The following is a 19,807-nucleotide window of genomic DNA, read 5'->3' on the forward strand; positions in this document are numbered from 1 at the left end:
TCGGGTCCCGGCCCGCGGATACAGTGCCGGTCGTGAGCACCGGCGCGCCCCCTGAGCAGGAGACGGTCGCGCTCTCCCGGACGGTCTCGGGCGACGAGGTCCCGCTCGCGACCGAGCGCGCTCGGGGCTGGCGCTTCGCCGAGGACCCGATCGTCGGCTGGACCGGCGCCATCGCGATCACGGTGCTCGCCCTCTTCCTGCGCGTCTGGCGGCTCGGCACACCGCACCAGTTCTCCTTCGACGAGACCTACTACGCCAAGGACGCCTGGTCGATGCTCCACTTCGGCTACGTCCGCACCTACGTCGACGAGGCCGACCGCACGATCCTGAACGGTCAGACGACGGGCATCTGGAAGGACGAGCCGTCGATGATCGTCCACCCCGAGCTCGGCAAGTGGCTGATCGGGCTCGGCGAGAAGGCCTTCGGCATGGACCCCTTCGGCTGGCGCATCGCCGCCGCCGTGGTCGGGTCGCTGATGGTGCTGGTGATGTGCCGCTTCATCCGCCGGGTCACCGGCTCGACCTCTCTCGGCCTGGTCGGCGGCCTGCTGCTCTCCTTCGACGGCCTGCATCTGGTGCTCTCCCGGCTCGGGCTGCTCGACATCTTCCTGGCCTTCTTCCTGCTGTGCGGGGCGCACTGCCTCGTGGCCGACCGCGCCTGGTTCCGGCAGCGTCTCGCGCGTCGTACGACGTCTGCGTCCGGCTGGGGAGGCCGGGTCCTGTGGCGGCCGTGGCTGGTCGGCGCCGGGGTCTGCTTCGGGCTCGCGATCGGCACCAAGTGGACCGCGCTCTACCCGATGGCCGCGTTCGGCGTGCTGGTATGGCTGTGGAGCGCCGGTGCGCGGCGCAGCCACGGAGTGCGCTGGGCGACGGCGAGGTCGGCCCTGGTCGACGGCGTACCCGCCTTCTTCTCCCTCGTCATGGTCGCCCTCGTCGTCTACGTCGCGACCTGGGGCGGCTGGCTCGCCCACGCGGGAGAGTACGAGCGGTCGACGCTCAGCGACTCGCAGTACACGCAGTACGGCGGCGGCAAGCAGTGGCCCACCGCGACCGAGCCGGACGCCTCGGGCCTCGGGGAGGTGTCGCAGTCGCTGCGGTCGCTGGCGCACTACCACCGCGACGTCTACATGTTCCACGCGCACTTCCTCAACGACAGCACGCACGTCTACGCCTCCAAGCCGAGCGGCTGGCTGCTGATGAACCGCCCGGTGGGCGTCGACGCCCAGCTCGACATCAAGCCCGGCAGCCAGGGCTGCGAGGCACCGCCGGGCAGCGACTGCCTGCGCCAGGTGCTGCTGCTCGGCAACCCCGTGCTGTGGTGGGGCGGCTGTCTCGCGCTGCTCCTCGCGGTGGTCATGTGGGCCGGTGCGCGCGACTGGCGCTTCGGCGTGGCGGTCGTGGGCGTCGCCTCCACGTGGCTGCCCTGGCTGATGTACGACGACCGGCCGATCTTCATCTTCTACGCCATCTGCTGCCTGCCCTTCGTCGTGCTGGCGATCACGCTGGCCATGGGCAAGCTCATCGGCGCCTCACGCACGCCCTCACCGCGTCGTACGGCCGGGGTGATCGTCGCCGGCTCGTTCTTCGTGCTGGTGCTCGCGAACTTCGCCTGGTTCTGGCCGATCTGGACCGACGTCCTGCTCACCCACGACGAGTGGATGGACCGGGTCTGGTTCAAGCGCTGGATCTAGCGCCCACTGATTGGGAGCCGACTCCGAGCGGGTGCTATCTTTTCGGACGCACATGGGGCTGTGGCGCAGTTGGTAGCGCGTCTCGTTCGCAATGAGAAGGTCAGGGGTTCGAATCCCCTCAGCTCCACAGATTGCAGCAGAAGCGGCAGGTCCCTGACCTGCCGCTTCATGCATTTCCACACTCTTCGCCCTGCGAATCTCAGGGCGGCGATTCGCCGAGATCGCGGTTCCGTCCTGCTGCGGGCCTCGCCGAGCACACGCGTCCCGCACGCACGCGAGTTGGGGCAAGACATGCCCGCTCACCGCGTAAGACCGCCTTCGAGTCCGAACACAGGAAGATGTCCAGCTCGCGCCGACAGGGTGCGGGCGCATCGAGGAGGACCCCCATGTCTGCTGCACTTCCCACCACCCAGGCGTCTGACGGGGAACCGGTACCTGCCGAGGACATGCTCGCAGCGCTGACGAGCGCCGAGCTGGTGTACAGCGATGGAGCGACTCAGACCTTCGACCCGAACGGCTCGACGATCTACGTCGAACACGGTCAATCCACGACGGGCGAATGGGCCGTGGTCGAGGACGGTCGCTTCTCGTCGTTCTGGCCGCCCTCCTACCGTGCGACGTACGACGTGCGCTGGCTCGTCAAGGACGGTGGCGTCGTGGGCCTGAGCTTCACCGACGCCCACGGTCAACGCTACGACGGTCTCTACCGTTGAGCATGGCTGGAGGCTCGACGGTAGGTGACCGTCGCCCCTCTCACGTAGGAGGCCGGCGGGACCCGTGGCGCTCCCCGGCCCGGGACCAGAAGACGCAGAGGGGCGCCATGAGCTCCGGGGAGAGACGCATCAGCGACTGCACAGACCACCCAGGCCAGCGAGTCTCAGCCCGAATCCCGTCCACTGCCGAGGCGTCTCGCCGGCTCGCCGAAGCGTCCACCACAGGCACATCCAGGAGAGTGAGATGCACCATGCCATGACGCTGCAGGAGAGGTCGGCGGCGCGCGCCGCCGAGCTCCCCGGCGCGGAGCGGACCCAGCAGTCCACTGGGGACTGGGAGACCTGGAAGGTCGGCGGCAAGGTGTTCATGCTGCAGACCGCCATGCCGGGTGAACCGGTCGTGATCCTCAAGGCAGATCCCGCCGACGTGGTGTCGCTGCGCGTAGCTCACCGGGAGATCACGCCGGGCTACCACATGAACAAGATGCACTGGATCACCCTCCACCCTGGGGGCGGCCTGGCCACGGAGCTCGTCGACGACCTCGTGACCGAGTCGTACCTGCTCGTCGTCCAAGGGCTTCCCGCGCGGCACCGGCCCGTGGACCCCGAGACGTTCCGCCGTACTCTCCCGCGCAGCTGAACGGGGCGGCCCACGGTTGCGGCCGGACGTACGCCGGCACGACGCCCTCGACGGAGGAGACCACGGTCGAGGGTGCGGGCACCTGGCGGGTCCAGGTCAGCCTGCGTCGCAGCGAGTTCGAGAACCCCGTCGCCGTCGTCGCGTTCGAGGTGACGGACTGAGGATCGGGCTTCGAGGCCCTCACGATCGACCGCGACCGATCCCCGCGCCCGACTCAGGAGGCCACGGGTCCCGTGCTGTCCTGGTTGTGGAGCACCAGCCACTGGCCGCGCTCGCGGACGAAGGTGACACCGATCGCCAGCGGCTCGGGCGTGCCGCCAGGGGTCATCGTGAGCACGGAGTCGAACAGGACGAACGCGGTCTGGCACCGGTGCTTGACCGTCCGTACGACGTCGAGGGTCTGGGTCCAGGCGGGGTTGCCGAAGAAGGCCTCGACGAAGTCGGCGGAGGCCTTCTTGCCGACCAGGGTGGTGCCCTCCGCGAGCACCACGGTGACGTCGTCTGCGAGCAGGGCGTTGAAGCCGTCCGCGTCCTTCTCGAAGGTGGTCACCCGGTAGTCCTCGACCGCCGCCTCGAAGGAGCGCTCGCACCCCTTGGCGTGGTCGTGCGTGGAGGCCCCGGAGGCGGCGCCCGGGTTGGCAGCGACCACCGTGGTCGACAGGGCGGCGACGGACATCGTGGCGAGGGCGAGGATCAGCTTGGCGCGCATGTGGATCTCCTTGGGTGCGGGTAGTTTGCGGGACCCGACGAGGCTCGACCGATCCGGGGTCGCGGCGCGAACGATTCGACCTGGATCGAACCCTCGCGGCGTCCGGCGGCTTCCTCCTAGACTCACGGAGTGATCGAGGTGGAGCTGGACAGCGCGAGCCTCGCTCGCGTCTCCGTCCGCCCATCCCCGGTGCACGAGATCCTCGGCTGGCTGCGCACGGCCCGCCTCGGGGAGCGGCACCCGGTCCTGGGCCGTCCCCCGGACGCGACCAGGCGGCTGGTCGCGGACCCGGACGTCGCCCTCGTGGCGTCGATGATCTCCGGCACGGGCTACCGACCCGACTTCCTCACTCCACGGGCGCCGGCGCTGCTGGGTCAGCGGTCCGCGGGGCCGGTGGACCTCAACGTACAGCTGGAGCAGGTGGCGACCGCGCCCGCCGACCGGGTCGCGGAGCAGGTCGCGCTCTGGCTCGGGGCCGACCCGGCCGACGCCGGCCGGGTGCGCGCCGCGGCAGAGGACGGCACGCTGGCACGGCGCGCCGCCGAGGGGCTGGCGAGGTTCCGCGACGAGACGATGGCGGACTGGTGGGGCGATCTCCAGGGCCTGGTGCGCGACGAGGTCACCCGGGTCTCCAGGAGCGCGGCTCGCTTCGGCATGGGCACCGTCTTCGCCGGCATCCACCGACAGGTCAGCTGGGACGGCGCCTGCCTCCGGATCGACATGCCGTACGCCGAGCACGTGCGCTTCGTCGACCAGGAGCTGGTGCTCTCGCCGTCGGTCACGTCGTGGTCCCACCTGATCGTCCAGGTCTGCGGCGACGACGCCAGCCTGGTCTACCCGGCCAGCCGCGCGCTGCGCTCGGCCCGGGACGCCGCCGCGTTGGGCGACCTGCTGGGCCGTACCCGGGCGGGCATCCTGCGCGACCTGGTGGTCGAGCGGACGCCCACCGATCTCGCCTCCAGGCACGCCCTGGCCAAGCCGACCGTCTCCCACCACCTCGGCGTCCTCGTGCGCACCGGTCTGGTCTACCGGGAGCCCGACGGCAAGCAGGTGCACTACGGGCTCACCACCCGGGGCCGCTCCCTGGTGGATGGCTGAGTGGACGGCTGAGTGGACGGTTGATCCCCGGCCAACAGACCACTAGAAATCTTGACTGCCTCCAGAACGCGGGTCAGACTGCGGCGGTGGCCGCCACCTCCCGCTACGAGCAGATGCTGCGCGAGGCCGCCCTGCGGGTGACTCGTCCTCGCGTCGCGGTGCTGACGAAGGTGCACGGGAGCCCGCATGCCGACACGGACTCGATCATCCGTGCGGTGCGGGCCGATCTGCCCGACGTGTCACACCAGACGGTGTACGACGTGCTGCGTGCGCTCACGGAGGCTGGCCTCGTCCGGCGCATCCAGCCGGCCGGGTCCGTGGCCCGCTACGAGGCTCGGGTCGGGGACAACCACCACCACGTCGTGTGCCGTACGTGCGGAGCCATCTCCGACGTCGACTGCGCAGTCGGTGACGCGCCGTGCCTGACCGCCTCCGACGACCACGGCTACGCGATCGACGAGGCCGAGGTCGTCTACTGGGGCCATTGCCCCGAGTGCAGCCCGGCCGGCTGAGCAACCCGAGACAGACCCACCCATCCGGACCCAACCATCGAGACCCAACCATCCAGGACCACCGAGAAGGAGACGCACGACGTGTCTGAACACGGCAGCGAGAGTGAGAACCCGGTCATCGACTCCCCCACACCGAAGGGGACCCGGCCCCGGACCAACAAGGACTGGTGGCCCAACCAGCTCGACCTGCAGGTGCTCCACCAGCACTCGCCGGCGTCCAACCCGCTGGGCGCGGGGTTCGACTACGCCGAGGCCTTCAGCACGCTCGACGTCGAGGCGCTGAAGAGGGACGTCACCGAGCTGATGACCACCTCGCAGGACTGGTGGCCCGCCGACTTCGGCCACTACGGCGGCCTCTTCATCCGGATGAGCTGGCACTCCGCCGGCACCTACCGCATCGCCGACGGCCGGGGCGGGGCCGGCGACGGCGCCCAGCGCTTCGCCCCCCTCAACAGCTGGCCCGACAACGCGAACCTCGACAAGGCCCGCCGGCTGCTGTGGCCGGTCAAGAAGAAGTACGGCACGGCGATCTCCTGGGCCGACCTCCTGGTCCTCGCCGGCAACGTCGCCCTCGAGTCGATGGGCTTCAAGACGTTCGGCTTCGGCTTCGGGCGGGAGGACGTCTGGGAGCCGGAGGAGATCTTCTGGGGTCCCGAGGACGCCTGGCTCGGCGACGAGCGGTATGCCGGGGACCGCGAGCTCTCCGGATCGCTCGGCGCCGTGCAGATGGGCCTAATCTACGTCAACCCGGAGGGCCCGAACGGGACGCCCGACCCGCTGGCCGCGGCCCGCGACATCCGAGAGACGTTCCGCCGGATGGCGATGAACGACGAGGAGACCGTCGCCCTGATCGCAGGAGGACACTCCTTCGGCAAGACCCACGGGGCCGGACCGGCCGACCACGTGGGCCCCGAGCCCGAAGCCGCACCGCTCGAGGAGCAGGGCCTGGGCTGGCGCAGCACCTACGGCAGCGGCAAGGGCCCGGACGCGATCACCAGCGGCCTCGAGGTCACCTGGACCACCACGCCCACCCGCTGGAGCATCAACTTCTTCGAGAACCTCTTCGGATTCGAGTGGGAGCTGTCGAAGAGCCCCGCCGGGGCACACCAGTGGGTCGCGAAGGACGCCGAGGCCACGATCCCGGACCCCCACGACCCGCAGAAGAAGCGGCGCCCGACGATGCTGACGACCGACCTCGCCCTGCGCGTCGACCCCGCCTACGAGAAGGTCTCCAGGCGATTCCTGGAGAACCCCGAGCAGTTCGCCGAGGCCTTCGCCAAGGCCTGGTACAAGCTCCTGCACCGCGACATGGGACCCGTGTCCCGCTACCTCGGCCCGTGGGTGGCGGAGCCGCAGCTCTGGCAGGACCCGGTGCCCCCGGTCGACCACGAGCTCGTCACGGCCGACGACGTCGCCGTACTGAAGGAGAGGCTGCTGTCCTCGGGGCTGTCCGTCTCCCAGCTCGTCTCCACCGCCTGGGCCTCGGCGGCGAGCTTCCGGGGCACCGACAAGCGCGGCGGCGCCAACGGCGCGCGGATCCGGCTGGCGCCGCAGAAGGACTGGGAGGTCAACGAGCCGGCGCAGCTGGCCCGGGTGCTGCCGGTGCTCGAGCAGGTGCAACAGGACTTCAACGCCGCCCAGTCCGGGGGCAAGCGGGTCTCGCTGGCCGACCTGATCGTGCTCGGCGGGTGCGCCGCGGTCGAGCAGGCGGCCAGGAACGCCGGCGTCGACGTCCAGGTTCCGTTCACGCCCGGGCGCACCGACGCCTCGCAGGAGCAGACCGACGTGGAGTCGTTCACCGTGCTCGAGCCGCGGGCCGACGGCTTCCGCAACTACCTCCGGGTCGGGGAGAAGCTGCCGCCCGAGACGCTGTTGCTCGACCGTGCCTACATGCTGGAGCTGAGCGCGCCCGAGATGACGGTGCTGGTCGGCGGCATGCGGGCGCTGGGCACCAACGTCGACGGCACCCGGCACGGCGTCTTCACCGAGCGCGCCGAGGCGCTGACGAACGACTTCTTCGTGACCCTGCTCGACCAGGACACGGAGTGGAAGGCGTCGGCCTCGAGCGAGAACGTGTTCGAGGGCCGCGACCGCGCCAGCGGCGAGGTCACCCGCACCGCCACGGCCGTGGACCTGGTCTTCGGCGCGAACTCCCAGCTCCGGGCACTCGCCGAGGTGTACGCGAGCGACGACGCCGAGGAGAGGCTGGTGCACGACTTCGTCGCCGCCTGGGTCAAGGTGATGAACCTCGACCGGTTCGACCTCGCCTGAGCATCAGCGTCCAGGTCGGCCCTCGCGGCCGGCCTGGACGCGCGCGTGGGTGCGGGTTAGGAACCCACGGCGCGGTGGTCGTCGGCGGCAGCCTTGTCGGCCTTCGCCTGGTCCTCGGCCGAGCGCGCGAGGGCGGAGTCGACCTCGCTGCGACCCGAGCTCCACACGCCGGTCGAGTCGAGGTCGATGGTCTGCACGCTGCGTCGTACGGCGGCGGGCTTCGAGACGTAGGTCGGCAGCGTCACCGGCACCATGTCCCACATCGACGGGTCGGTTGACACCAGGGACGAGGCGGTGACGGCCTCCTCGGCGATGTCGGAGCCCAGGTCGGCACGCACGGGCGGGATGCCGGCCGAGGTGTCGTCGTCCTCGTCGGCCACCTCGGGCGCGGTCCGCGTGGCGGGGACGAAGGCGGCGCGCTCCCGCTTCACCATCAGCCGGCAGGCGACCAGCCAGGCCACGAGCAGGCCGGCCGGGATGGCGACGTACGCCCACGCGATGACGGACGCAGAAGCCACGGCGATCACGGCGAAGTTGACGAGCAGGATCAGGGTGAGCACGTTGCGACGGCGGCGGGCGGCGCGATTGGCGGCGGCGCGCTGCGTGTCGGCGGTGACCGCCACCGGCGGCTGGCCCTTGGTCTCGACCACGGGCACGGACACGGAGCGGCCGGGAGTGACGACCAGGCGGGCGTCGCGGCGGCCGACGGGCTCCCGCCGGGCCAGCACCCGCATGGTCTGGGAGAAGCGGTCGACCGAGCGGCTGCGCTGGACCTCGTCGTGGTGCCGGAGCGCCTTGGGGACGAGGTACACGCCCCACGCGACGGCAAGGGCCACGAAGATGAGAGCGCTGAGGTCCACGGTCTGAGGTTATGAGCGACAGCGCAGGTTGAGACGGATGTCAACAGGTGTGTCGCAGGGCAACCTGTGTGACTGATGTGATCGCGACCCTGGGTAGTCCGGTGCAGATCAGGGCTCCGAGGCCGCTCACAGCCCCGATTTGCCCCGGACTACCCGTCGGACAGTCGCGACAGCAGGCCGTGCGGGGCCTCCTCGACGGTCACCGCGTAGATGCGGTGGTCGCGCCAGTCCCCGTCGATGTGCAGGAAGCGCGGCGCGTAGCCCACCTCCCGCAGCCCGAGCTTCTCCACCACCCGCAGCGAGTTGGTGTTCTCGGGCCGGATGCAGATCTCGATGCGGTGCAGGCCCGCCGTCAGGAAGCAGTGGTCGATGACCATCGCGACCGCCTGGGGCATCAGCCCTCGCCCGGCGACCGCCTCGTCGATCCAGTAGCCGATCGACGCGAACTGCGCCGACCCGCGCACGATGTTGTTCACCGTCACCTGCCCGACGAACCGGCCGTCGACCTCGATCGCGAACGGCATCGCCATCCCGTCGCGGGCCAGCCTGCGCAGGCGACGCACCAGGGCACGGTACGACGACGGCCGGGCGCCGGTGGTCGGCCCGGGTGGCACGGTCGCCTCCCAGTGCCGCAGCCAGTCTGCGTTGCGCTCGCGCACCTCGCGCCATGCCTCGCCGTCGCCTCTGCTCAGCGGCCGCACGGTGATCGCGCCGTGCGTCAGCCGCGCCGGCCAGCCGGGAGCCACCGGGAGCTCACGCACCAGCCGCATGGTCGCTGCCGACTACCTGCTCGACAGCGTGCACCAGCACCGGCTCGAGCACGGCCAGGCCGTCCTTCACGCCGCCGCGCGACCCGGGCAGGTTGACCACCAGGCACTGCCCCGCGACGCCCGCGAGACCGCGCGACAGCATCGCCGTCGGCACTCCCTTCGCCTGCCCATGCGCCCGGATCGCCTCGGCCATGCCGGGCACCTCGCGGTCGAGCAAGGGCCGGGTGGCCTCGGGGGTGCGGTCCGTGGGGGTGAGGCCGGTGCCGCCGGTGGTGAGCACGACGCGGGCCCCGGCGTCGATCGCGGACCGGATCGCGGCTGCCACCGGTTCGCCGTCGGGCACCACCGCCGGCTCGCCGCACGAGAAGCCGGCACCGCGCAGGAAGTCGACGATCAGCGGGCCCGTCTCGTCGGCGTACACCCCGGCCGCGGCGCGGTTGGAGGCGACCACCACGGCGCCCGGCAGGGTCACCGGGACCAGTCCCCGGACGTGCCGCCGGTCTTGGTCTCGACGCGTACGTCGGTGATGACGGCGCCCTTGTCGACCGCCTTCACCATGTCGATGACGGTGAGCGCCGCGACCGAGACAGCCGTCAGCGCCTCCATCTCGACGCCGGTGCGGTCGGTGGTGGTGACGGTGGCGCGGATGTCGACGGACTCGTCGGTGACGACGAGGTCGACGCCGACCGACGAGAGGGCCAGCGGGTGGCAGAGCGGGATCAGCGACGGGGTCTGCTTGGCGCCCATGATGCCCGCCAGCCGCGCGACCGCGAGGGTGTCGCCCTTCGGCACCCCGGCGCCACGCAGCAGCTCCACGACGGCGGCCGACACCAGCACCCGACCCGACGCAGAGGCGGTCCGGGCGGTGACCGGCTTGCCCGACACGTCGACCATGCGGGCGGCGCCGGACTCGTCGACGTGGGTCAGCCGGTCACCCATCAGAACTCCTCGTCCAGTCGCAGGACCTGAACCATCTCACCTGCAGTCATCGACGTGGTCTCCTCGGGTACGACGATCAGCGCGTTGCTCGCGGCCAGGTCGCCCAGCAGGTGGGACCCGTGCCCGCCGACCGGACTCACGAACGGGCCACCGCGGTCGACGGCGTACGCACCGCGGACGAACTGCCGCTTGCCCGCCGGCGAGGAGAACGGGTGGGTGAGCCGGGCGCGTGCCGACGGACGGGAGTAGGGCAGCTTGCCCATCATCCGGCGCAGGGCGGGGAGCACGAAGGTCTCGAAGGAGATGTAGGCCGACACCGGGTTGCCGGGCAGCGTGAAGATCGGCGTGCGGTCCTCGCCGACGACGCCGAACCCCTGCGGCTTGCCCGGCTGCATCGCGACACCGCCGAACCACACCGTGCCGAGTGACGACAACGCCTCCTTGACGACGTCGAAGTCGCCTTCGCTCACCCCGCCGGAGGTCACCACGAGATCGGCCCGCACGAGCTGGTCGGTGAGCGCGTCGGTGAACGCCCGCGGGTCGTCCGGCACGATGCCGACGCGGTAGGCGATGGCGCCGGCCCGGCGGGCCGCCGCGGCCAGCAGGAACGAGTTGCCGTCGTAGATGGAGTCGTGGCCGAGCTGGGTGCCGGGCTCGCGCAGCTCGGAACCGGTGGAGATCACCACGACGCGGGGCCGCGGCCGCGACCGCACCGTGGAGCGCCCGACGGCGGCGAGCAGGCCGAGGTGCCGCGGGCCGAGCACGGTGCCGTGCTCGATGAGCACCTCGCCCTCAGCGACGTCCTCGCCGACGCGGCGGATGTGCTGGCCCTCGGTCGGCGCCTTGGTGATGACGACGCGCGCGACGCCGCGATCGGTCCACTCGTAGGGCACGACGCTGTCGGCGCCGGTGGGCATCGGCGCCCCGGTCATGATCTTGACGGCGGTGCCGGGCGACATCGCCATCAGTCGCGCCTGGCCAGCGCCGATCTCCCCCACTACCGGCAGGTGCACAGGGCTCTCGTCGCTGGCGGTGGCGACGTCGCGCACGCACACGGCGTACCCGTCCATGCCGGAGTTGTCGAAGCTCGGCAGCGAGATCGGCGCGACGACGTCCTCGGCGACCGCGAGGTCGAGCGCCTCCATCAGCGGCTGCGGGAAGTCCTGCAGCGGTGAGACCGTCGACAGGATGCGGTCGAGGAACTCCGGGACGGGGGTGAGGTCGGCCTGCGGCGTCACTCGGAACCCTGCCGCAGCTCGGTGCCGCCGGGGACGCGCTGGGCGGAATCGGCGTCGAGGCTGACGTCGCCGACGACCTTGACCCCGTGGCCGAAGGTGAAGTCGCCGTCGATCGTGAGGGACTTGGCGTCGCGCAGCGACGGGGCGCCGTCGGGGAACCGCTTGTCGAAGTCGCCGACCAGCTTGTAGAAGTCGCCGTCGAGCTCGACGTACGGCACGGCGTCGCTCGCCTGGTCGAGCACGAAGTCGCGGCCGAGGTCGTAGATGTCGGAGCGCAGCACCAGCAGGTCGTTGGTCGTCTTGACGGGCACGAACCGGTCGCGGCCCACCTCGATGGTGCGGGCTCCGTCGAACACCTCGATGGCGGCGCCCATGGCGGTCTCGATCTGGATCACCTCGGGGGTGCTCGGGTCACCCGGGTCGACGTGCTTGACGTTGCGGATCAGCGGCAGGCCGAGGATGCCGTCGCGCGCGTCGAGCGCCTCCTGCATGGCCCGCAGGTCGAACCACAGGTTGTTGGTGGAGGTGTACTTGTGCCGGTCGAGGTCGGCCAGCGCCTTCAGGTCCTTCGGAGGCGTCTGCGCGCTCTCGCGGAGCACGACGCGACCGTCGTTGAGGCGCTTGGCGAAGTGGCCGCCCTTGCGATCGGAGGGGCTGCGGCGAACCGCCTCGATCGCGAACGGCGCGCCGGACGTGGCGAACCAGCCGGCCACCCGGGCGTCCGGCACCGCGCCGAGGTTGTCGGAGTTGGACACGAAGACGTGGCGGTAGCCCGCCTCGATCAGCCGGCCGAGCAGCCCGGTGCCGCGCAGCGCGGTGTAAAGGTCGCCGTGACCGGGCGGGCACCACTCGAGGTCGGGGTCCTTCGGATAGCTCACGGGGAGCAGCCCGTCGACGAGCAGCTTGGGCTCCTTGTTCTGCAGGAACTCCAGTGGCAGGCCCTCGACGGGGAGATCCTCGTATCGACTGAGCGCGGCCATGGTGTCGCCGGAGGTGCGGAAGCTGTTCATGAAGATCAGCGGGAGCGGCGCGTCGTACTCGCCGCGCAGGTGCAGCACCTGGCGCGCGATGATGTCGAGGAAGGACAGGCCGCGGCGTACGCAAAGCAGCGACTTGGCGCGGTCCATGCCCATCGAGGTGCCGAGGCCGCCGTTGAGCTTGATCACCGCGGTGTGCTTGATCGCCTCCGCGGCGTCCTCGTCGGCGACGTCGACGTCGGCGAGCGACTCCATCTCCAGGGGCTCGATCGTCGACTCCGGGATCATCCCGGTCTCGCCGTGCTCGAGGAGCCGGTAGTAGTGCGCGAACGTCTCGATGGCGACCTCGTCGACGCCCGCGTCGCGCATCTTGGTGCGCGCGATCTCCAGGCCAGTGCTACCCATGCACTCGATCGTAGGCTGACCGCGTGAACCTGACACCCGGGCCCCCGTCGGCAGCCAAGGTGGCGCTGCGCGACCAGGTCCTGGCGGCCCGGCGACGCCGACCCCTGGGTGAGGCCGCCGACGACGCCGCCCGCATCGCGCGGCACCTGCTGGCCGCCCCGGAGGTACGCCGCGCGGCCACCGTCGCGGCGTACGTCGGCGTCGGTCGCGAGCCCGGCACCGGGTTGCTGCTCGACGCGCTCGGCGAGGCCGGCAAGCGGGTCGTGCTGCCGGTGCTGCTGCCCGACGGCGACCTCGACTGGGCCGTGTACACCGGCTCGGCGGAGCTGGTCGCGGCCGGGCGGGGGCTGCTCGAGCCCGTCTCGCCACCGCTCGGCGTCGACTCCGTCGCCACCGCCGATGTGGTGGTCGTGCCGGGGCTCGCCGTCTCCTCCACGGGCATGCGGCTGGGCCGCGGCGGCGGGTCCTACGACCGCGCGCTCGCCCGGGTGCCGGTCGGCACGTTCACTTGTGTCGTGGTGTACGACGACGAGGTCGGCCGCGACGTGCCCGCCGAGGCGCACGACCGCCGAGTCGCGGCGGCGGTGTCGCCGTCGGGGGTGGTGCGGTTCTGAGGCTGACCTCCCTATTGGGGTCACCGGATATCCGGTGACTCCCGGGGTTAGCGCCCTCTGCGTTGGGCACAAACCCCACGACTCGCGCACGAACCCCGGCGGCCAGCGCGTCAGTCGCCGGCCGACGGGACCAGCACCAAGGTGTCGTCGGCCGCCTCCTCGACCGCCTCCCGGCTGAACAGCCACGGCAGCGTCCGGCCCTCGACGAACAGCTCGGTCTGGTCGTCGTAGTGGTCGCTGGCCGGGTGGCCCGAGACGCCGGTGAGGTTGACCCAGCGCGAGTCGTCGAAGTCGGCCAGCGAGACGACCATCCGCATCGAGGGCGCGCTCGTGACGGCGTACCCGTCGGTGGCGTCCCAACCCGTCGCGTTGACGACGCTCGAGCCGCCGCCGACCTCGGCGCCGTCGCGGTTGACCAGCCGCTCGATCGCCCCGATGCCAGACTCCCCCAACGTCGAGCTGTGCAGGTTGAGCCGGTGCAGGTGGCCCCAGGTCCAGTCGTCGGCATTGCGGGCCTGCCGCTCGGTCATCTCGTCGCGAGCCTCGATCATCGCCTGGCGCAGGATGTCGTCGCGGGTCTCGACGTCGTCGGTGGTGAGGTCGTCCCACCACGGTCCGGCCGGCGCGGTCAGCAGGCCCTCCATCACACCGAACCAGCGGTCGCCGCCCGTGGGCCAGATCCGCTCGCGCAGCTCGTCGTGGAAGGTGAGCCTCAGCAGGTTGCTCCAGACCACGTTGAAGTACGCCGCCGCGCCGCTGTCGGCGTGGTCCTGGAAGTCCCACTCCCGCAGCAGCTGCTGGCCACGTGAGTAGTAGCCGCGGGGCAGCTCGACGTCGAGCAGGTACGGCACCAGCGTCGGCGCCAGCGGGTTGTGCTCGTCGAGCTGGATCTGCGCCATCTCGCTCACCGACAGGTCGCCCTCCGCCTCGATCAGGTCGCGGATGCGCTGCGAGCGGTAGCCGCGGTCCCAGTCCGTCGTCAGCTGGTAGGGGTAGTCGGACCCGACCACGGCCTGGTTGGCCGTCACCACGAACCCCTCGTCGGGGTCGAGCACGCTCGGCAGGGCCGTGAACGGCACGTAGTCGCCGGTCCAGTCGTTCTCCGGCAGCCAGCCCGGTGCGGGCAGCCGGCCGTCGTTTCCCGACTTGCGGATCGGCACGCGACCCGGCGCCTGGTAGCCGATGTGCCCCGCGCGGTCGGCATACACGAGGTTCTGCGCGGGTACGTCGAACCTGCTGGCCGCCTCGCGGAAGGACTCCCAGTCGCTGGCCCGGTTGAGGTCGAAGATCGCGTCGGCGGTCGGTCCGGGCTGCAGCGCCGTCCACTGCAGGGCCACGGCGTACCCGTTGCCCCGGTCGGCTGTGGCCTCCGGGTCTTCCGGGTCGGCGGGCGCGTTGGCGCCGACGCTGCTGATCTCCGGCGAGACGTCGGAGAGCAGCGGCCCGTGGTCGGTGGAGCGGACCTGGAACGTGAAGTCCTCGCCGTCGCGCACCTTGATCGTCTCGGTGTGCTGCTCGAGCGGCCGCCATTCGCCGTCGTACTTCCACTCGCCCGCCCGCACCTGCTCGAGATAGAGGTCGGACACGTCGGGACCCAGGTTGGTGAAGCCCCAGGCGATGTCGGCGTTGTGACCGATGATGACGCCGGGCACGCCCGAGAACGTGAAGCCGGCGACGTCGAGGGTGCAGTCCTCGTCGATCGTGCGGCAGTGCAGCCCGAGCTGCATCCAGATGCCCGGCTGGCTGATACCCAGGTGCGGGTCGTTGGCCAGCAGGGGCATGCCGGTGGCCGAGTGCTCGCCGTCGACGACCCAGCTGTTGGAGCCGATGCCGTCGCCCTTGCCGAGCAGCGCGGGCAGCGCGGCGACGTCGTCGCTGAGCCGCTCGAGCTCGTCGACGGCGGCCGCGGGGTACGCCGGCCGCTGCGGCTTGCGGGTGGCGTTGCGGGTCGCGTCCTGCTCGTAGACGCCGTCGACCACGGCGCCCTGGGTGACGATCGGGCGGTGGGCCTGCTCGTCGTAGGGCGGGTAGAGCTGGTCGACCTCGGCCGGGTCGTGGTCGAGGCCGGCGATGACCCGGTCCATCTCGTCGGCCATGTTGCCGCGCAGGTCCCAGGCCATCGCCTTGAGCCAGGCGAGCGAGTCGACGGCCGTCCACGGCTCCGGCGTGTAAGTGAGCCCGCCGAGGCGGAGGAGGGTGTACTCCACGGCGATGCCTGCCGGGTCGTGCTGGTCGAGGTAGGCGTTGACGCCCGCGGCGTACTGCTCCAGCGCCTCGCGGGTCTCGGGCTCCAGCAGCGCGACCTCCTCCTCGGCGACCGCCCGCCAGCCCATGGTGCGGATGAACTTGTCGGTCTCGAGCCCGGTCTCGCCGAACAGCTCCGAGAGCCGGCCGGCGGTGACGTGCCGGCGTACGTCCATCTCGAAGAAGCGCTCCTGGGCGTGCACGAAGCCCTGCGCGCGCATCAGGTCGGCGTCGGAGTCGGCGTAGATCTGGGCGATGCCCATGTCGTCGCGGACGACCTCGACCCGGGCCTGGAGTCCCGGCACCGCGAGCTCCCCGTCGGTCTGGGGCAGCGGCGTGCGGTAGAAGACCCAGCCGACGACCAGGCCCGCGACCAGGACGAGGACGAGCCCGAGCGCGACGTAGACAGCCCACCTGGCGGCCGTGGGCCAGCCGCGGAACACCCGCCACCAGGGCGTGGCGGACGGGGAGGCGTCGCTGCCGGGTGGGGTGGGGGGCGGGGTGGCCGCGTGCTGGGTCATCGCCGGACATTGTGCCCGGTAAGACGCCTGGTTCCGGTCACGTACGATGGACTGCCGTGCCGACATATCAGTACGCATGCACCGTCTGCGGTCACGCGTTCGAGCAGTTCCAGAGCTTCAGCGACGACGCGCTGACCCATTGCCCCGAGTGCGACGGGCGGCTGCGCAAGGTCTTCAACGCCGTGGGCGTGGTGTTCAAGGGCTCGGGGTTCTACCGCAACGACAGCCGTTCCGCCGAGTCGAGTACGACGAAGACGGCGGCCACCACCTCCTCCGACTCCTCGAAGTCGGACGCCAAGCCGGCCACGCCGTCGAAGTCGTCCGACTCCGGCTCCTCGAGCTCCGGGGCGTCCGGGTCGTCGGGGTCGAAGGCCACCTCCGACTGACCCCTGTGGACGAGCGCCGCCGGGCGAGGGCGATTCCGCCTAGCGTCGGGGCATGGCTGCCACGTTCACCGACCTGCGCGACCGTGGGGGCGAGCGCGCCCGCGGGATGCGCCGCCTCCTTCGCCGCCGGGTGCTGGCCCACCGCAGGCTGCTCGCGTTCCTCTGTGCCGCCGCGGCGGTCCTGGTCGGCGTGCTGGCGACCCGGCCCCCGGCGCCGCCGAGCGACGTCGTGCTCGTCGCCGCGCGCGACCTGCCGTCCGGCACGGTCCTCGCCGCCGCCGACCTGACCGAGGTGGCGTACGCCGACGGCACGGCACCCACCTCCCTCGACCCGCGACCACTCGGCCGCACTCTGGCGGCGCCGTTACGCCGCGGCGAGGCGGTGACGGACGTGCGGCTGGTCTCTCCCACGCTCGCCGAGGGCTACCCCGGCCTCGCGGCCTACCCGGTACGCATCCCCGACGCCGATGCCGTGGCACTGCTGCGGGTCGGTGACCGGATCGACGTCCTCGCCACCGACCCGGAGTCCGGGGAGGCCGACGTCGTGCTCACCGACGCGCCCGTGCTGGCGCTCCCGGCCACCGATCAGTCGACCCGCACCGAGGGCCTGGCCGGACGGCTAGTGGTGCTGGGGGTGCCCGAGACGCGACTGGCCGACGTCGGCGGGGTGGCGGCGACCCAGTTCCTCAGCGTGGTCCTGAGCCGCTAGCCTCCTGGTCGTCCTGCCTCGGCACGCTCCCACGGGGAGCGACTAGGAGCCCTCATGAGTGGATTCAAGAACTTCATCCTGCGCGGCAGCCTCGTCGACCTGGCCGTGGCGGTCATCATCGGCACCGCCTTCGGTGCCGTCGTGGCCAGGTTCACCGAGTGGCTGACCGGCCTGATGCCCAACGGTGCCGGGTCGGAGTACTTCAGCACGGGCGAGCAGACGTTCGGGGCCTTCCTCAACGCCGTCATCTCGTTCGTGCTGCTGGCCGCGGTCGTCTACTTCTTCGTGGTGCTGCCCTACACCAAGGCCAAGGAGAGGTTCTTCCCGAACGAGCCGGCCGGCACGCCCGCCGACATCGCCCTGCTCGAGGAGATCCGTGACCTCCTCAAGGCGAGCCGCAGCGTCTGACCGACCCCTGAGACTCGCGCGATCAGCCGTGGTGCGGCGGCACCTGGGCGCGCAGCCACTCCTCGGCGCTGGACTCCTGTCGCGGCGCCTCCGGCTCGCGCTCGTCGTTCGTGGTGTCCGGGAGGACGTCGCCGAACACCTCCGCCAGCCGCTTGCGGCGTGCCCACTCGGGCTCGGGGACGTCGTCCCCGGTCATGCGCAGAGGCCGTTCTCGGCGGCGTTCTCAGCAGCCTCCTGGGACTCCTGGTCCGACGGTGACGTCGTCCCCGACGGCGAGGTGGTGTCCGACGGCGACTCCGAGCCCGACGGCGACTCCGACCCGGAGGGAGACTCGGTCGACGAGGGCGACTCGCCCTTGCCCGGCGCGGTCGCGGCGTTGATCGCGCCGGAGGTGAGGCGCTTGCTGAGCGGCTCGTCGTTGCGGATCTTGCGCCACAGCGACTTGGCCTCCGGCGTCCAGACGACGCGGCCGCTGAACTCGGGCCGCTCGTCGTACTTGAAGGGGACGGTCAGGAACTGGATGTTGTCGAGGCCGATGCTCTGGAACTGGACGCCCAGGCCGCCGATCTTGCTGAGGTTCTTCAGGCCGGGATCGACGGTCAGTGACTTGGTGACCGCCCGCAGGAACCCGATCAACCGGTCGGGCCGGGCCAGGGTGCCGCCGGAGATGACCTTCTTCGCCATCGCGGCGATGAACGTCTGCTGACGCGTGATGCGGCTGATGTCGGAGCCGTCGCCGACCTCGTGACGCACCCGCACATAGCTCAGTGCCTCGGCGCCCTTGATGTCGCGCCTGCCGGCCGGGATGGAGATGTTGTGCGCGGGGTCCTCGATGTCCTCGGGGATGCAGACCGGGACGCCGTGGATGGCGTCGACCATGTCCCTGAAGCCGTTGAAGTCGAGGACGACGTAGTGGTCGATCGCGATGTGGGTGAGCTCTTGGAACTGCTCGATCGTGCAGGCCTGCTGGCCGAGGCTGTAGGCGGCGTTCCACATCTGGTCGGTGCCGCCGGCGATCTCGTTGTTCTTGCCGCAGTCAGGGCGGGTGACGAGCGAGTCACGCGGAATGCTCACGCCGTACGCCCGCGAGCGGTCGGCCGAGAGGTGCAGCAGGATCGTCGTGTCGGAGCCGGCCGCGCCCACCTCACCGTCGATCTGGTTGCCCTCGCCCTCGCGGGTGTCGGACCCCATCACCAGGACGTTGATCGGCTGCTTGGGTCCCTCGACCTTGACCTTCTCGGGAGTGTTGTCGACCTCGCCCATCACGTCGACGACGTTGAGGTTCCCGCTGAGGCTGCGGTAGAAGTACACGACGGACAGGCCGGTGACCAGCGCCAGCACCACGAGCGAGGAGAGCAGCACGTAGGCCACCGTGTGCTTCTTCTTGCCGCGCCCGCGTCTCTTGGGGCGTCTCGTGGGCGCGGCGGGACGCTCCGATGGCTCGTCTGTATGTGCGTCGGACACGCGGGTGCACCTCGGGCTGCTGACAGGCCGGAGAAGACCGGCGGGGCTGAACTGGGGTCGAACCTACGCGACCTCGGCAAACAGTGTGCTAGCCCGGCCGCCGTACGCCAATTCCGCCGTGCTATCGCTCGGTCAGCGCGAGCGAGGGTCCGCGGGGCCGGTGCCCCACGGACCCTCGTTCGGAGCGGCCCGGCCTCAGCTGGTGATCGCGGTCGGCTGGTCGCTGCTCTCGCCGATCTCGATCTTGCGGGGCTTGGCTCGTTCGGCGACCGGGACCAGGAGGCGCAGCACGCCCGCGTCGTAGCTCGCCTGGATGTGCTCGAGGTCGAGGTTGTCGCCCAGGACGAGCTGCCGGCTGAAGGCACCCCTGGGCCGCTCGGAGGCGAGCATCTCCCAGTCGCCGTTGCGGCCGACGCGCTCGGCCCGGACCGTCAGGACGTTCCGCTCGATGTCGAGGTCGATGGAGTCCTTCACGACCCCGGGCAGGTCGAACTCGATGACGAACTGGTCGCCCTCCCGCCAGGCGTCCATCGGCATCACCGCCGGACGATTGGTGGTGCCCAGCAGCTGCTGAGTGAGGCGGTCGAAGTCGCGGAAGGGGTCGGTGTTGCGAAGCAGCATGGGAAGCTCCTCTCGTC

At 71.0% G+C, this 19,807-nt stretch carries 21 protein-coding genes and 1 tRNA gene; 11 read left to right on the plus strand and 11 right to left on the minus strand.

The window, feature by feature from the left end; all coding sequences use genetic code 11:
* The first annotated feature begins 32 nt into the window (after positions 1-32).
* The 4 genes from ACP7BP_RS02670 to ACP7BP_RS02685 all read left to right on the plus strand — a co-directional run bounded on the left by ACP7BP_RS02670 (position 33) and on the right by ACP7BP_RS02685 (position 3,044).
* Positions 33-1,691: a dolichyl-phosphate-mannose--protein mannosyltransferase gene (locus ACP7BP_RS02670; RefSeq protein ID WP_426242228.1), complete on the plus strand. Its 1,659-nt coding sequence runs from the start codon at positions 33-35 to the stop codon at positions 1,689-1,691.
* 54 nt (positions 1,692-1,745) lie between these two features.
* Positions 1,746-1,818, plus strand: a tRNA-Ala gene (locus ACP7BP_RS02675).
* A gap of 259 nt (positions 1,819-2,077) precedes the next feature.
* A complete protein-coding gene (locus ACP7BP_RS02680) occupies positions 2,078-2,404 on the plus strand; it encodes a hypothetical protein (RefSeq protein ID WP_426242230.1) in 327 nt (108 codons plus the stop codon).
* Positions 2,405-2,648: 244 nt separating this feature from the next.
* On the plus strand, positions 2,649-3,044 hold the full coding sequence (locus ACP7BP_RS02685) for an MmcQ/YjbR family DNA-binding protein (protein WP_426242232.1): 396 nt from the start codon (positions 2,649-2,651) through the stop codon (positions 3,042-3,044).
* Between the two features lie 214 nt (positions 3,045-3,258).
* Here the strand turns inward: ACP7BP_RS02685 and ACP7BP_RS02690 are convergent, their stop codons facing one another.
* Entirely contained in the window at positions 3,259-3,753 is a 495-nt protein-coding gene (locus tag ACP7BP_RS02690) for a YybH family protein (protein WP_426242234.1), read from the minus strand.
* 129 nt (positions 3,754-3,882) lie between these two features.
* Between ACP7BP_RS02690 and ACP7BP_RS02695 the strand changes: the two genes are divergently transcribed.
* The 3 genes from ACP7BP_RS02695 to katG all read left to right on the plus strand — a co-directional run bounded on the left by ACP7BP_RS02695 (position 3,883) and on the right by katG (position 7,634).
* The gene (locus tag ACP7BP_RS02695) at positions 3,883-4,851 is read left to right on the plus strand and encodes an ArsR/SmtB family transcription factor (RefSeq protein WP_426242235.1); all 969 of its coding nucleotides are present in this window, start codon (positions 3,883-3,885) and stop codon (positions 4,849-4,851) included.
* A 113-nt stretch (positions 4,852-4,964) separates the two neighbouring features.
* Positions 4,965-5,363, plus strand: a complete 399-nt coding sequence (locus ACP7BP_RS02700; RefSeq protein ID WP_426243375.1) for a Fur family transcriptional regulator — start codon at positions 4,965-4,967, stop codon at positions 5,361-5,363.
* A gap of 81 nt (positions 5,364-5,444) precedes the next feature.
* Entirely contained in the window at positions 5,445-7,634 is a 2,190-nt protein-coding gene (gene katG, locus ACP7BP_RS02705) for a catalase/peroxidase HPI (RefSeq protein ID WP_426242237.1), read from the plus strand.
* Positions 7,635-7,690: 56 nt separating this feature from the next.
* On the opposite strand, the gene ACP7BP_RS02710 is transcribed toward katG, so the two are convergent.
* The 6 genes from ACP7BP_RS02710 to ACP7BP_RS02735 form a co-directional block, all read right to left on the minus strand.
* Positions 7,691-8,494 carry a hypothetical protein gene (locus tag ACP7BP_RS02710; RefSeq protein ID WP_426242239.1) on the minus strand — a complete coding sequence of 268 codons (804 nt, stop codon included), beginning with the start codon at positions 8,492-8,494 and terminating at the stop codon, positions 7,691-7,693.
* Positions 8,495-8,643: 149 nt separating this feature from the next.
* Positions 8,644-9,255 carry a GNAT family N-acetyltransferase gene (locus tag ACP7BP_RS02715; protein ID WP_426242241.1) on the minus strand — a complete coding sequence of 204 codons (612 nt, stop codon included), beginning with the start codon at positions 9,253-9,255 and terminating at the stop codon, positions 8,644-8,646.
* Positions 9,248-9,730 carry a MogA/MoaB family molybdenum cofactor biosynthesis protein gene (locus ACP7BP_RS02720; RefSeq protein WP_426243377.1) on the minus strand — a complete coding sequence of 161 codons (483 nt, stop codon included), beginning with the start codon at positions 9,728-9,730 and terminating at the stop codon, positions 9,248-9,250. The genes ACP7BP_RS02715 and ACP7BP_RS02720 overlap by 8 nt, the downstream gene beginning before the upstream one ends.
* 2 nt (positions 9,731-9,732) lie before the next feature.
* Positions 9,733-10,203 (minus strand): cyclic pyranopterin monophosphate synthase MoaC, encoded by a 471-nt coding sequence (gene moaC, locus ACP7BP_RS02725; RefSeq protein ID WP_426242243.1) that lies wholly within the window; start codon positions 10,201-10,203, stop codon positions 9,733-9,735.
* Positions 10,203-11,441 carry a gephyrin-like molybdotransferase Glp gene (gene glp, locus ACP7BP_RS02730; protein WP_426242245.1) on the minus strand — a complete coding sequence of 413 codons (1,239 nt, stop codon included), beginning with the start codon at positions 11,439-11,441 and terminating at the stop codon, positions 10,203-10,205. Before glp ends, moaC begins: the two co-directional genes overlap by 1 nt.
* On the minus strand, positions 11,438-12,823 hold the full coding sequence (locus tag ACP7BP_RS02735) for a UTP--glucose-1-phosphate uridylyltransferase (RefSeq protein ID WP_426242247.1): 1,386 nt from the start codon (positions 12,821-12,823) through the stop codon (positions 11,438-11,440). Before ACP7BP_RS02735 ends, glp begins: the two co-directional genes overlap by 4 nt.
* Before the next feature lie 23 nt (positions 12,824-12,846).
* Between ACP7BP_RS02735 and ACP7BP_RS02740 the strand changes: the two genes are divergently transcribed.
* Positions 12,847-13,437 (plus strand): 5-formyltetrahydrofolate cyclo-ligase, encoded by a 591-nt coding sequence (locus ACP7BP_RS02740; RefSeq protein ID WP_426242249.1) that lies wholly within the window; start codon positions 12,847-12,849, stop codon positions 13,435-13,437.
* Between the two features lie 110 nt (positions 13,438-13,547).
* Here ACP7BP_RS02740 and ACP7BP_RS02745 read toward each other — a convergent pair whose 3' ends face one another.
* Positions 13,548-16,202, minus strand: coding sequence for a penicillin acylase family protein (locus ACP7BP_RS02745; protein WP_426242251.1), 2,655 nt, complete (start codon positions 16,200-16,202; stop codon positions 13,548-13,550).
* A gap of 56 nt (positions 16,203-16,258) precedes the next feature.
* Between ACP7BP_RS02745 and ACP7BP_RS02750 the strand changes: the two genes are divergently transcribed.
* From ACP7BP_RS02750 to ACP7BP_RS02760, 3 genes are read left to right on the plus strand one after another with little or no spacing between them, the layout of a single operon-like run.
* Positions 16,259-16,588 (plus strand): FmdB family zinc ribbon protein, encoded by a 330-nt coding sequence (locus ACP7BP_RS02750; protein WP_426242253.1) that lies wholly within the window; start codon positions 16,259-16,261, stop codon positions 16,586-16,588.
* Positions 16,589-16,640: 52 nt separating this feature from the next.
* Entirely contained in the window at positions 16,641-17,297 is a 657-nt protein-coding gene (locus tag ACP7BP_RS02755) for an SAF domain-containing protein (RefSeq protein ID WP_426242255.1), read from the plus strand.
* Positions 17,298-17,351: 54 nt separating this feature from the next.
* Positions 17,352-17,705, plus strand: coding sequence for an MscL family protein (locus tag ACP7BP_RS02760; RefSeq protein WP_426242257.1), 354 nt, complete (start codon positions 17,352-17,354; stop codon positions 17,703-17,705).
* Positions 17,706-17,727: 22 nt separating this feature from the next.
* Here the strand turns inward: ACP7BP_RS02760 and ACP7BP_RS02765 are convergent, their stop codons facing one another.
* The 3 genes from ACP7BP_RS02765 to ACP7BP_RS02775 all read right to left on the minus strand — a co-directional run bounded on the left by ACP7BP_RS02765 (position 17,728) and on the right by ACP7BP_RS02775 (position 19,790).
* Positions 17,728-17,901: a hypothetical protein gene (locus ACP7BP_RS02765; RefSeq protein WP_426242259.1), complete on the minus strand. Its 174-nt coding sequence runs from the start codon at positions 17,899-17,901 to the stop codon at positions 17,728-17,730.
* Positions 17,898-19,169 carry an LCP family protein gene (locus ACP7BP_RS02770; protein ID WP_426242261.1) on the minus strand — a complete coding sequence of 424 codons (1,272 nt, stop codon included), beginning with the start codon at positions 19,167-19,169 and terminating at the stop codon, positions 17,898-17,900. Before ACP7BP_RS02770 ends, ACP7BP_RS02765 begins: the two co-directional genes overlap by 4 nt.
* Before the next feature lie 195 nt (positions 19,170-19,364).
* The gene (locus tag ACP7BP_RS02775) at positions 19,365-19,790 is read right to left on the minus strand and encodes an Hsp20/alpha crystallin family protein (RefSeq protein WP_426242263.1); all 426 of its coding nucleotides are present in this window, start codon (positions 19,788-19,790) and stop codon (positions 19,365-19,367) included.
* Positions 19,791-19,807: the final 17 nt, after the last annotated feature.

Origin of the sequence: Nocardioides sp. LHG3406-4 (assembly GCF_049897745.1) — a bacterium.
In the GTDB taxonomy this organism is placed as follows: Bacteria; Actinomycetota; Actinomycetes; order Propionibacteriales; family Nocardioidaceae; genus Nocardioides.